The organism is Geobacter sp. (genome assembly GCF_027327745.1).
Taxonomy (GTDB): Bacteria; Desulfobacterota; Desulfuromonadia; order Geobacterales; family Geobacteraceae; genus Geobacter.
Window position 1 is genome coordinate 37,010 of record NZ_DAHVYG010000079.1, and the last position, 12,601, is coordinate 49,610.

The 12,601-nt window shown below is 61.1% G+C and carries 6 protein-coding genes; 3 read left to right on the forward strand and 3 right to left on the reverse strand.

Annotation, left to right across the window (positions count from 1 at the left end):
• The first annotated feature begins 444 nt into the window (after positions 1-444).
• From icmF to M6689_RS14660, 3 genes are all read left to right on the forward strand, one after another.
• The gene (gene icmF / locus M6689_RS14650; RefSeq protein WP_298273178.1) at positions 445-3,693 is read left to right on the forward strand and encodes a fused isobutyryl-CoA mutase/GTPase IcmF; all 3,249 of its coding nucleotides are present in this window, start codon (positions 445-447) and stop codon (positions 3,691-3,693) included.
• A 112-nt stretch (positions 3,694-3,805) separates the two neighbouring features.
• The gene (locus M6689_RS14655; protein ID WP_298273179.1) at positions 3,806-4,873 is read left to right on the forward strand and encodes a hotdog domain-containing protein; all 1,068 of its coding nucleotides are present in this window, start codon (positions 3,806-3,808) and stop codon (positions 4,871-4,873) included.
• 43 nt (positions 4,874-4,916) lie between these two features.
• On the forward strand, positions 4,917-6,083 hold the full coding sequence (locus M6689_RS14660) for a Xaa-Pro peptidase family protein (RefSeq protein ID WP_298273181.1): 1,167 nt from the start codon (positions 4,917-4,919) through the stop codon (positions 6,081-6,083).
• Positions 6,084-6,295: 212 nt separating this feature from the next.
• Here the strand turns inward: M6689_RS14660 and M6689_RS14665 are convergent, their stop codons facing one another.
• The 3 genes from M6689_RS14665 to M6689_RS14675 all read right to left on the reverse strand — a co-directional run bounded on the left by M6689_RS14665 (position 6,296) and on the right by M6689_RS14675 (position 12,430).
• Positions 6,296-6,478 (reverse strand): hypothetical protein, encoded by a 183-nt coding sequence (locus tag M6689_RS14665; protein ID WP_298273183.1) that lies wholly within the window; start codon positions 6,476-6,478, stop codon positions 6,296-6,298.
• 115 nt (positions 6,479-6,593) lie between these two features.
• Positions 6,594-7,766 carry a hypothetical protein gene (locus M6689_RS14670; protein ID WP_298273184.1) on the reverse strand — a complete coding sequence of 391 codons (1,173 nt, stop codon included), beginning with the start codon at positions 7,764-7,766 and terminating at the stop codon, positions 6,594-6,596.
• A gap of 92 nt (positions 7,767-7,858) precedes the next feature.
• The gene (locus tag M6689_RS14675) at positions 7,859-12,430 is read right to left on the reverse strand and encodes a biotin carboxylase N-terminal domain-containing protein (protein WP_298273186.1); all 4,572 of its coding nucleotides are present in this window, start codon (positions 12,428-12,430) and stop codon (positions 7,859-7,861) included.
• Positions 12,431-12,601 lie beyond the last annotated feature (171 nt).

Genomic DNA, 12,601 nt, shown 5'->3' on the forward strand with positions numbered 1-12,601 from the left:
TATAAATGTGTACGTCAATCCAGAGAGGATGTCAATCACTTTGCTTTGAAGTGTAAGGTGCAAGTCGCCAATTGCGTGATGGATATCGACATTCGAGAAAATATATAAAATTGTTTTACCTAATGTTGACATGCACGTAAGAAGCATGTATTGTTTCGAGAAAGTAGATTGTCTACGTGCTGATCTCCCTATTACTCCGGGCGGAATCGAACTCATTTCTCATCCGCCATGACGTTAACGTTATAAGCAATTTGCGACATGCGTAAACGGGAGGGTGCCATGAGGGAAGGGGTAACGGCAGAGATGGGGGCCGCGGCAGGTTGGTGATAAGGGGATACGGCTCCTCAGCGGCCTGTCCCGGGGGGAGTTGATCAGGATCATCGTCGACGACGCCAAGCGGGAGTTCGCCGTCGAAGATGACATGGCAGTGAAGGAGAGTTGACCATGCACACAACTGCGCCGGAAGTCTACAAGACCACCCACAAGGTTCGCTTCGTGACCGCCACCAGCCTCTTTGACGGCCACGACGCCTCCACCAACATCATCCGCCGGATCCTCCAGGCCTCTGGGGCAGAGGTGATCCACCTGGGGCACAACCGGTCGGTGGAGGAGATCGTCACCGCCGCCATCCAGGAGGACGCCCAGGGGATCGCGGTAAGCTGCTACCAGGGAGGGCACAACGAGTTTTTCAGGTACATCCTCGATCTGCTGCGTCAGCGGGGGGCCGGCCATGTCAAGGTCTTCGGCGGCGGCGGGGGGGTGATCATCCCCGAGGAGATCCGGGAACTGGAGGAGTACGGGGTGGCCAGGATCTTCTCCCCGGAGGACGGCCGCCGCATGGGGCTCCAGGGGATGGTGAACCACATGCTGGAGCGGTGCGATTTCGTCATTCACCGCAACCTCGGTGAAGAGCTTGCGCGGCTGGCGGGGGGGGACCTCCGGGCGGTGAACGCCCTGGTCACCGCCTTCGAGGCGAACGTCCACGAGGTAACCGGCGAGCTGAAGGAGCTGCGCGACGCCGTGAGGGGCGAGGGGAGGGATGTGCCGGTCGTCGGCGTCACGGGGACCGGCGGCGCCGGCAAGAGTTCCCTCACAGATGAGCTGGTGCGCCGTTTGCTGAGGGATTTCCCCGACCGCAAGGTGGCGATCCTGGCGGTGGACCCGTCGCGGCAGCGGACCGGCGGGGCGCTTCTCGGGGACCGGATCCGGATGAACGCCATCAACAGCGACCGGGTCTACATGCGGTCCCTGGCCACCCGGGACTCCCGCTCGGAGCTCTCGGCCGCCATCGGCGATGCCATCGCCGTGGTGAGGGCGGCCGGCTTCGACCTGGTGGTGGTGGAGACCTCGGGGATAGGGCAGGGGGACGCGGCCATCGTGGAGGTCTGCGACGTCTCCCTCTACGTTATGACCTGCGAGTTCGGCGCCCCGACCCAGCTGGAGAAGATCGACATGCTCGACTTCGCCGACCTCGTGGCCTTGAACAAGTTCGAGCGGAAGGGGGCAGAAGATGCCCTGCGCAACGTCCGGAAGCAGTACCGGCGAAACCGCGCCCTCTTCGAGGTCTCCGACGGGGAGCTGCCGATCTACGGCACCATCGCCAGCCAGTTCAACGATCCCGGCACCAACACCCTCTACCGGGCCCTCATCGACACCCTGAACCGGAAGAAGGGGCTCCACTGGCACTCGCAGCTGGAGATCGGCGGCACCGAGAGCTGCACCCATGCCATCATCCCGCCGGAGAGGGTCCACTATCTCGGCGAGATCGTCCAGGCCGTGCGGGGGTACAAGCGTCACGGGCGGGAGCAGGCCGAGGCGGCCCGCCGGCTCTTCCAGCTCGCCGGTGCCCGGGAACTGGTGGGTGACGGGCCTGCCGCCCCTGAACTCGACCTCCAGATCGCGCTCCACGAGCAGACGCTCTCGGAGGAGACGAGGAAGATCCTCGCCCAGTGGCCGGAACTGAAGGAAGAGTACCGGCGGGACCAGTTGGTGACGTGGGTCCGGGACCGGGAGCTCCGGACCGACCTCCATACCACCACCCTCTCGGGGACCCGCATCCCGAAGGTCTCCCTCCCCGACTTCGCCGACTGGGGGGAGATCGTCCGCTGGTCCATGGCAGAGAACGTGCCGGGGAGCTTTCCCTACACCGCGGGGGTCTTCCCGTTCAAGCGGGCCGAGGAGGATCCGAAGCGCCAGTTCGCCGGGGAGGGGACCCCGGAGCGGACCAACCGCCGCTTCCATTTCCTCTGCAAGGACGACGACGCCAAGCGGCTCTCCACCGCCTTCGACAGCGTCACCCTCTACGGCGAGGACCCGAACTACCCCCCCGACATCTACGGCAAGGTGGGGGAGAGCGGGGTAAGCGTCTGCACCCTGGACGACTGCCGGAAGCTTTACGCCGGCTTCGACCTCTGCGCCCCCAGCACGAGCGTCTCCATCACCATCAACGGCCCGGCCCCGATGATGCTCGCCTTCTTCTTCAACACCGCCATCGACCAGCAGGTGGAGCGCTTCCGCGAAAGAGAGGGGCGCGCGCCGACTCCCGGGGAGCACGAGGAGATCCGCGACTGCACCCTCCGGACGGTGCGCGGCACGGTCCAGGCCGACATCCTCAAGGAGGACCAGGGGCAGAACACCTGCATCTTCTCCACCGAGTTTGCCCTGCGGATGATGGGGGACATCCAGCAGTACTTCATCGACAAGAAGGTGCGCAACTACTACTCGGTCTCCATCAGCGGCTACCACATCGCCGAGGCGGGGGCAAACCCCATCAGCCAGCTCGCCTTCACGCTGGCCAACGGCTTCACCTATGTCGAGTACTACCTCTCCCGCGGGATGCAGATCGACGACTTCGCCCCGAACCTCTCCTTCTTCTTCTCAAACGGCCTCGATCCGGAGTACACCGTCATCGGCCGGGTGGCGCGGCGCATCTGGGCGGTAGTCATGCGGGAGAAGTACGGCGCCAACGAACGGAGCCAGAAGCTCAAGTACCACATCCAGACCAGCGGTCGCTCGCTCCACGCCCAGGAGATGGACTTTAACGACATCCGGACCACCCTCCAGGCCCTCATGGCCATCTCCGACAACTGCAACTCCCTCCACACCAACGCCTACGACGAGGCGGTCACCACCCCGACGGAGGAGTCGGTGCGCCGGGCCATGGCGATCCAGATGATCATCACCCGGGAACTGGGGCTGGCAAGGAACGAAAACCCGTACCAGGGATCGTTCATAGTCGAGGAGTTGACCGACCTCGTGGAGGAGGCTGTGCTGGCGGAGTTCGAGCGGATCGACCAGCGCGGCGGGGTCCTGGGGGCCATGGAGACCATGTACCAGAGGAGCAAGATCCAGGACGAGTCGCTCCTCTACGAGCACCGGAAGCACTCGGGGGAGCTTCCCATCATCGGCGTCAACTGCTTCCTCAACCCCCGTCTGGAAGAGGAGGGGTACCAGGTGCCGGGGGAGCTGGCCCGGGCCACAAAAGAGGAGAAGGAGCAGCAGATCGCCAACCTGCGGGCCTTCCAGAAGCGAAACAGCGACAAGGCGCCGGCGGCCCTTCGGCGGCTCCAGGAGATGGCGGTGAACGGCGGCAACATTTTTGCCGAACTGATGGAAACCACGAAGGTCGCCTCCTTGGGGCAGATCAGCCATGCCCTTTACGAGGTGGGGGGGAAGTACCGGCGGAACATGTGATGCGGAGAGGCCATCCGTGATGGCCCCTTCATCGGGTGCTGCTCCTTTACGATCGGGGGAAACAGGGTAAACTGGAGCCAGCTGCTATTTTATTGCGATCAGGAGCCATCCCATGACTACCCCGACAGAAACCTCGACCTACCGGACATTGCCGCTGGGGAGCGATCTGAAGCTGCGGCGGCGCTACATGGTGGTCGACGAGGAGATCCCCGGCAATTTCCGCTTCGGCCTCCTGCTGGAAGAGCTTGACATCCTGGCAGAGCAGACGGCCCTCGGCTACGTGCGGCGCTTCCACCCCGAGGGAAAGGTGGTGACCGCCGCCATCGACAACATCATGGTGCGCCACGTGGTGGATGTCACCCGGGACATCGTCCTGTATGCCCGGATCAACCACGTGGGGCGCTCGTCCCTGGAGATCGGCATCCGGGTGGAGCAGCCGGCAGCAGCCTCGAAAGACCCCCATTCGGCAGACTCGCTCCATATCGCCTCCTGCTACTTCACCATGGTCGCCCGGGGTGGGCCGGCGGCCGGAGAGAGCATCCCGCTGCCGCCGCTGGAATACCCCGGCGAGCTGGAGCAGCGGCGCGCGGCCAAGGCGGTGGCGGGACGAGAGGAGTACCGGCAGCAGCAGGCGTCGCTCCTTGCCCCTCCCAGCCTGGAGGAGTACGAGATGCTGGATCGGCTGCACCGGGCCCAGGAGGACCCGGCCTTTGCCGGGCTCAGGGCCGGCCGGCTGGTGACCGATGCCTGGGAGCGGATGTATCCGGAACAGGAGTACGTTCCGCAGCGGATCTTCGGCGGCTACCTGATCCGGCGCGCCTACGAGCTTTCGGCGATCTGCTCCGAGCAGGTGGCCGCCAACCGCTCCATCATCGCCGCCGTGAACCGGATCAACTTCTTCCATCCGGTCCGGATCGGCGACAAGCTGCACTTCACCAGCCGGGTGGTCTTCACCAGCGAAAGCTTCGTCTGTGTCGAGGCGGGCATCGAGCGGATCAGCCGCGACCGGACGGTCAGCGCCCTCTCCAACTCCTGCCTCTTCACCTTTGTCAACGTGGACCGGGAGCTGAACCACCAACCGGTCCCCCCCGTCTACCCGGCAACCTACCGGGAGGATGCCCGCTACCTGGAGGCGTACCGGAGCTACCAGGCGCTGGCCGGCCACTACCGGATGATCTGAACGGACGGGCACTCAACTACTTTACCGAACAGGAGAACAGTCGATGCTGACCAAATGGGAATCGGAACAGCGGATCATCCGCCTGCAGAACGAGCTGCGCACCAAGGGGATCGACGGGGCGCTGCTCCTCGTCCCGATCGACATCTACTATTTCGCCGGCACCCGGCAGAACTCGGTCCTCTGGATACCGGCCGAGGGGAATCCGCTGCTTCTCGTGCGGAAGAGCCTTGTCCGGGCCTTGAAGGAAAGCCTTATCGAGGATACCCGGCCGTTTCCTTCCAGCAAGGAGTTCCCGGCCCTCTTCGGTGAGGAGGTGAAGAAGGTCGGCGTGACCTTCGACGTGGTGCCGGTGCAGCAGTACAACTATTACGCCAGGCTTCTCGCCGGGCGGGAGTTCATCGACATCTCGGCGAGCATCCGGGAGATCCGCTCGGTGAAGTCGGCGTGGGAGTTGGAGAAAATGCGGGAGAGCGGCGCCCGGCTGTGCGATGTATTCAGGCAGGTGCCGCAGTTTCTGAAGGTGGGGATGCGGGAGCTGGACCTGTCTGCCGAGTTCGAGTGCCGGCTGAGAAAGGTGGGGAACGAGGGGTTCGTCCGGATGCGGGCCTTCAACCAGGAGTTTTTCCAGGGATTGGCGCTCTCCGCCACCGCCGGGGAGCCCGGCCACTTCGACGGCGCCGTCACCGGCCGGGGGCTTTCCACCGCCTGGCCCCAAGGCGCCTCCACCGAAACGATCCAGCCCGACACCCCCGTGTTCCTGGACTACGCCGGGGTCTTCAACGGCTACATCGTCGACATGACCCGGATCTTCGTCATCGGCACCCTCGCACCCGAACTGCGGCACGCCTTCGGCACTGCCATCGCCATCCAGCGTTACCTGGCGGAAAATCTGAAGCCGGGGGCCATCTGCGAGGAGTTGTTCCTCAAATCGGCCGAGATGGCCGAGCAGGCGGGCCTCGGCAGGAACTACATGGGTCCTCCCGGCGAGAATGCCCGTTTCGTCGGCCACGGTGTCGGGCTCGAGCTCGACGAATTCCCGGTCCTCGCCCAGGGGTTCAAGGTGCCGCTCCAGGCGGGCCAGACCATTGCCATCGAGCCCAAGTTCGTCCTCCCCGGCAAGGGAGTGATCGGGATCGAAAACACCTTTGCGGTCAGCGAGAAGGGTGGGGTGAAGATCACCGACCTGACGGATGATGTTGTGTACCTGTAACTGTTTTCTGCCACTCCTTTTGCCATGGGGCAACCGACGGGTTGCCCCTCTTTACTTGATACTTGAAAACCCCCGTCCTCTGGGCGGTCTCAGCCCAAATAAAAACCCCTGCCTTACAAAAAGCGGGGGTTTTCATTTGGATCCGGAATTTTCAAGGGAAAAAAGTGGGGGGTCTCAGGCACCTGGACGCCCCGCTTTCGGTATAGAGGTTTTCAGGCCCTGATCCATCTTCCGTAGCAACCGTCAGAAATCGTCTGCTTCTTTCTCATTCCTTCCACAGCAGCTTCAATCATGTCTCCCATCTCCTCGATCCACTGGCCATCTTGGACATCAAGGCCGGCACCGTACTTGTTGGCCTCTTGGCACCATCCACAGAAACAGGTTTCTGACTCCATTCTTGATCTCCTTATTTGTGTTCGTTCTTCTCCCGATATTTCGGGGTATCCGTGGCGCGGCTCCTCAAAAGGTCGGCATACATTCAAGGAGTCCGTTTCAATCAGTTTTCCGCACCTATGCGCATCGCTGCAGAATATGGCTGACGACGGTGGTGCCGGTTCCACCGATATTCTGGACCAGGGCAAATTCCGGATCCGGCACCTGGTTTTCGCCGGCGGTACCGGTCAGCTGCATGTAGGTTTCGGCCAGCTGATAGGCACCGGTGGCGCCCACCGGGTGGCCGCGGGACTTGAGACCGCCGAAGGTGCAGATGGGGAGCTTCCCCGTGCGGGTGATCTCGCCATTCTTGCCGAAATGAACGCCCTTCCCCTTTTCGGCGAAGCCCGCGGCCTCAAGGCTGAGGGCCGTAATAATGGTGTAGGCATCGTGCGGCTCGAAGATGTCAATGTCTTCGTTTTTAAGGCCGGCCTGTTCAAGGGCATTGCGCGTGGAAATTGTCACGGCGTCCAGTTCCAGCATTTCGCGGCGGGCATCCAGACCAGGCGAGTCGGTGCCAATGGCCGACGCCGCCACCTTGATCATGGGGAGACCGCTGCGATGCGCGGCCCGGGCGACCTCCTCCGTCGCCAGCAGGATCGCTGCGGCGCCGTCGCAAACGGGGGGCGCATCGAGCAGCTTGACCGGATCGGCCAGCATCCGGGAGTTGAGGTAGGTCTCCATATCGATCTTCTTGTGCAGAAAAGCGTTGGGGTTGGTGAGGCCGTTGTCATGGGCGACAATCGCAAAGTGACCGAAGTCTTCTGCGGTAACCCCGTAGGTGTCCATGTAGCGCCTCATCAGTCGTGCATTCAGCGAAATGAAGGATACGGTATTCATGCTGTCGAGTTCCCAGTCGGCGGCTGTTGCCAGGGCAGCAGTCATGGCTTCGTTGGGTACATGGGTCATGCGCTCGATGCCGCAGACCAGCGCGACATCGTGGTAGCCTCCCCCAACGGCCATCACTCCCAAGCGCGCCGCTGCAGCACTGGAGCCACAGGCCGACTCGCAGTTCATGGCCTCGATACCCCGCAACCCGGCAGCGTCTGCAATCAAGGCCCCCAGTTGCGTTTGATTTGCCAGAATGCCACCGGTCATGTTGCCGGTAATGAGCATGCCGATCTGTTTCCGGTCGATTCCCGCGTGCTCAATCGCCTTCTCAATGGCTTCCGCTGCCATATAACGGCCGCGAACACCGAGGTTTTTGCTGATTTTGGTCTGGCCTATTCCTATCAAATATACGTCTCTCATACGTCCTCCTTATTAATTGGCAGTTAGCCATTGGTGATTCAACTCCGACCGGGTAGCTGCGGACGTCCCGCAAGGACGAATCTTTCAGGTCGTCATGCCGCCTCCCTGATGACAAAGAGGAGATCCCCTTTGTTCACGGCCTGTCCGGGGGTGGGAATGACACGAACCACCTCATACTCCTTTTCAGGATCGTAGAAATTGCCCCCTGGGCTGCAGTTTTTGAGAGTGAGGGGAGAGAAGAGCTTCATGGCCTCCAAAAGGCCAATGGTGTCTCCGGTCTTCACCTCCTTGCCGATGGGGGCGAAGGGGGGTTCGCTGGGCGATGGGGCATCGTAGAAGACCCCGGTGGAGGGGGAGATGACTTTGAGTTCGGTGCTCCCCTCGATCTCCACCGCGGATCGATCGAGAGACACCTGAACGGAATCGGACGCCGCGTCCCCCTCCGCAATCATCTCCTCGACGTCGATACGATCAAGGAATCCGTTGAGATATTGGGTGTTATAGATCCCCTTGCGGAAGGTCTCATCCGTCAGGACCCGCTTGAGCAGGGGGATATTGGTGTGCACGCCTTTGATCTCGGTCTTCTCCAGGGCGGCAAGGAGTTTGTCCGCGGCGTCTTCCCGGTTTTCACCGGTGGCGATGATCTGGGCGATCAGCGAGTCGTAGTAGGGGGTGATCGCTTTACCCGCCTCGACCATCCTGATCACCGTGATATGCTCATCTTCGGGGATGCTGAAGGCCGTTACCACGCCGGGGGTCGGAATGAATTTGATGGCAGACCCTTCAACGGCAGTGCGTTCAGCGGTAATGCGCGCCTCGATGGCATACCCCCGGGGGGTGTAGGAGAGATCGGCAATGGAGCCGCCACCGGCAATCTTGAACTGGTTGGCGACGATGTCGACGCCGGTCACCTTCTCGGTGACCGGATGCTCTACCTGGAGCCGGGTATTCATCTCCATGAAGTAGATGGCCATGTTGTCCAAGTTGAAGATGAATTCGACGGTTCCGGCGCCGACGTAGTCGATCTGGTTCGCAATCAGCTCTGCGTAGCGATAGACATCCCGTTCGAGGTTTTCAGGGAGCATGGTCGAGCCGGACTCCTCGAAGATCTTCTGGTTGTTACGCTGAACCGAGCAGTCGCGCAGGCCGAGAATCGAGCAGTTGCCATGAGAATCGCGCAGGATCTGGGCTTCGATGTGGCGCAGGTTGGTGACATATTTTTCCAGGTAGATGTCCCCCGAACCAAACGCCGCCCTCGCCTCCGAAGAGATGGTGTAGAAGATCTCGCGGAAATCCTCGGGCCTTTCCACCACCTTGATCCCCTTGCCGCCGCCGCCGTGGACGGCTTTGAGCAGAACGGGGTAGCCGATGGTCTCGGCGACCTCCATCCCGGTCTCCACGCTGTCGATGATGCCGTGGCTCCCCGGGACAACGGGGACGCCCGCCCTGGTGGCGGTGTCGATGGCGTTGGACTTATTCCCCATCAACTCCATGCTGGAGACCCAGGGGCCGACGAAGTTGATCCCTCGATTGCGGCACAGAAGGGCGAAGTCTGCATTTTCGGAGAGGAATCCGATGCCGGGATGGAGCGAATCGACCTTCTCCTGTTCGGCAATCCGCATTATCGATTTGGCGTTGAGGTAGGATTCATCCGGGGTATTGCCGCCGATGCAGACCAGGGTGTCCCACTCGGTGAGCTGGCCTGCGACCGCTGAATCCATGTCGGGGTCCGATTGGACCAGCACCACCTCAACCCCTTCGCGCTGGGCGACCTGGATCAGCTTGGCGGCCGTGCAGCCGCGGGCGTGGATCAGGGTACGCCTGACCGGTTTCAGCAGGGCCCGTTCGTTCACGAGGGTATTGGCCTCGGTTGCGGCCGGTTCCACATCGGGGAGATAGAGCCCCTTGAACACGCGGTGGCAGACATCCATGACGCTTTCCAGCGGCGTGGGGATTGCGGGGTCGATGGCGCGAAGCTGCCGGTCGAGGTCGTGGTTGAAGGGGTGTTTCACCAGCCCCTGCATGGCACCGGGGGTGCAGCTGAGGTGGTTGGACAGGGTTGCCGTCGAGGGGAGGTAGGAGGGGACCACAACCTGCCCGGCGAAGGGCATGTTGGTCCCGGAGAAGTAGTAGGTCTGTACCAGGGGGTGGGTGACGAACGAGGCCTGGGCACCCCCGGTACAATCCCCAAAGCCGAAGCAGATGATGGGGAGCTCGTTGTCCCGCACAAAGCGGGTGATTCGGTCGTTGACAATCGCCATCGAGAAGAGCGAGCCGGCCCCTTCCTTGGTCTGCATGCCCCCCGAAGAGACAAAGGCGATCACCGGGAGCCTGCGGCGGGCGCATTGCAGCAGGAGGTTGCAGAACTTCTCGGCCGAAGCCATATCAAAGGCCCCCGCCTGGAAATCGAGATTGGACAACAGCACACCCACCCTGGTGGCGGGATGATCCCCATCTTTTTTCAGTTTCGCCAGACCGGTAATGACGCCGCAGGGTTTAACCCCGCTGTCCAGCGCCTTCTCGATGGAGAGGCGAAACCCGGGAAAGTTCGCCGGGTCGGCGGTCATCAGATCGCCGTCGAGCTCTTTGAAATCGGTGAAGAACTCCGAGATGATCGCTTCAACCCCGCACTTTTTGGAGCGCTTGACCTGCAGCAGGACATCCTGGATCAACAGGCCGTTGTAGGCGGTCGCCAAACGGTTCCAGAAATCCTTCATGCCGATATCGCGCAGCCTGATCCGGCCGTCGTAGCTGCTACCTTCGCGTTCGGACTCCACGTATTCAAGCAGGAGCTTTTCGAAGAGGAAGGTGACAATGGCGAACAGCGGTTCCGAGATGCGGGGATACTGGATCTTCTTCCATTCCTGCACGGGACGGATGAAATCCTTCATCTGCGGGTGCTGAAGGAGGGTGTTGAGCCAGCCGTAGAAGTTGTCTTCGAGACGGGCCTCATCAACGGCTTCTTCGCCGAACATGGCCTTCAGCTTGGTTGTAGCCGCCTGGATCGACGATCCCAAGAGCGCCTGGAAGGACTTTTTGGAGAAGGTATTGGTCTCCTTGGCCTCGGCGGCGATGGGACGCAGATCGGAGATGATCTGATCGTAGACCAGGTCGAAGATAATGCAGTTCTGGCATTCCTGAATCATCCCCTCGCGGAAATCAGGAAGGGTGATCACGTCGAGAACGGTCATCTCCGAGGCATCCGAAGCCTTGGCGTCGGCCGCCGTCGAGCCGAGATACTTGATCAGGGCGAGAAAGTTTTGCTGGCTTCCAGCCTTCCAGAGGTTGTACAGGTGGAAGCCGTAGGTGAGGTAGGTGGTGCGTTGGGCTTTTTCGAAGTTCTCGCTCGGATCGCCTAGGATCAGTTTGGATAGGCGTCCGCGCTCGTCGAACAGATACTTTTTGCGGTCGAGATAGGTCTTGTAGCTTTTGGCCAGAAGATCGTCGTAGCGGATGTGCAGAGGTTTTTCCAGCCAGTTGGCAAACGCATTGGCCAGCTCTTCCTGAACCCGCTTCGACAAGTCTCCTTTGGGGGGAACCAGATTGGTGGAACGGCTGTAATTGGCCGAAGAGGTTGATTGGATACGCCCCCGCAGGCTGAGATAGCGCATGTACCGGTAGGTGATGCCGAAGACGCTGAAATATTCAGTCGGGTGATGGGTGAGGGATAGGGCCGAGAGGCTGTTGAGGGCTTTGAGTTTTTCCGACGGGTTGAGGTAGCGATTGAGGCTCGCCCGGTAGTGATCCATGACCCCGTCGGTCTCCTTGACGAAGGCGACGGCGCGGCTCTCGATGGCGGTCACGGCCGAGACGATGGCCTTGCGCAGATTCTCCAGTTGGGGCCCCCTTTCGCCGGGGACGTAGTCGATGATCCCGTCAATAAAGTCCTGCTGGTAAAGTTCGTACGCGCTGACCCCGACGTATTTGGCACACTCCTGCCAACTGAGATCGAAGCTGCGGGCGATGGCGGCCAGCCCCTTGGGCTGGATGGTGTTGAACACGCCATCGCGGACCGAGAGCAGAATGTTGGTGGTGGCCAGCGGGATGGCGCCGCCCGAATAGCCGTTTCCAAGGATGATGCCGACCGATGGGACGTTGAGATTCGCCATCTCGGCGATAAAGTGGGAGATCGAATGGGCCTGATTGTTGGCGTTGGCCAACTCGCCGGCATCGGCGCCCGGGGTGTCGATAAAGGTGACTACCGGTATCGCGTAACGCTCGTATTTGCGGACGATTTCGATGGCCTTGTGGTGGTGCTCAGGGCTCCAGACGCCGTTATTGGTGTTGCGCTCCTGGGCCAGCAGGCAGAGCCGGCGCTGGCGGCCATTGAAATCAAACTCGGCCTCGACGCAGTGCAAGGGGCCGAAAGAGATTTCATCGACAATTTTAAGCTTCAGCTGTTTCAGGATGGCCTTGAAGCCGATGCGGCTCTTCTGCTCGGACGGTTCGACGGTTTCCCTGATATAGGTGTCGACGTCCAGATTCCTGAGGCGCTCGGTGGTCTCCTCGATGGTACGGTGATCGACGAGACCCGCCAGGGCCAGTTCCACCTCCTGCTTCTGGCGGACCCGATTCGATCGGCTGACTCCCTTGAGCAGTGAAAAATCGGAAGCGAGTTGTTCGGCAAGTTCGAAAAAGCGGTCGATGGTTGGTGCATTTGCCATAGATGTGTTTTCTCACTTAAGTTGGGATTGTGAAGACCCGGAGCCCCGGGTTCTCGATTGACTTTTTGGCTCAGTCACATGCTATCTAATAGCATGATGCATGCCCAGTATAGTCGTGGACAAATTTGTAGTTAGATCAGTGGGTTACGTAAGGCCGACAAAGTGAGGATA

What these genes read in the sequence shown, in the direction of transcription:
- M6689_RS14675 (WP_298273186.1), bottom strand. Translation starts at nt 12,430, where the DNA reads ATGGCAAATGCACCAACCATCGACCGCTTTTTCGAACTTGCCGAACAA.
- M6689_RS14660 (WP_298273181.1), top strand. Translation starts at nt 4,917, where the DNA reads ATGCTGACCAAATGGGAATCGGAACAGCGGATCATCCGCCTGCAGAAC.
- M6689_RS14655 (WP_298273179.1), top strand. Translation starts at nt 3,806, where the DNA reads ATGACTACCCCGACAGAAACCTCGACCTACCGGACATTGCCGCTGGGG.
- icmF (WP_298273178.1), top strand. Translation starts at nt 445, where the DNA reads ATGCACACAACTGCGCCGGAAGTCTACAAGACCACCCACAAGGTTCGC.
- M6689_RS14665 (WP_298273183.1), bottom strand. Translation starts at nt 6,478, where the DNA reads ATGGAGTCAGAAACCTGTTTCTGTGGATGGTGCCAAGAGGCCAACAAG.
- M6689_RS14670 (WP_298273184.1), bottom strand. Translation starts at nt 7,766, where the DNA reads ATGAGAGACGTATATTTGATAGGAATAGGCCAGACCAAAATCAGCAAA.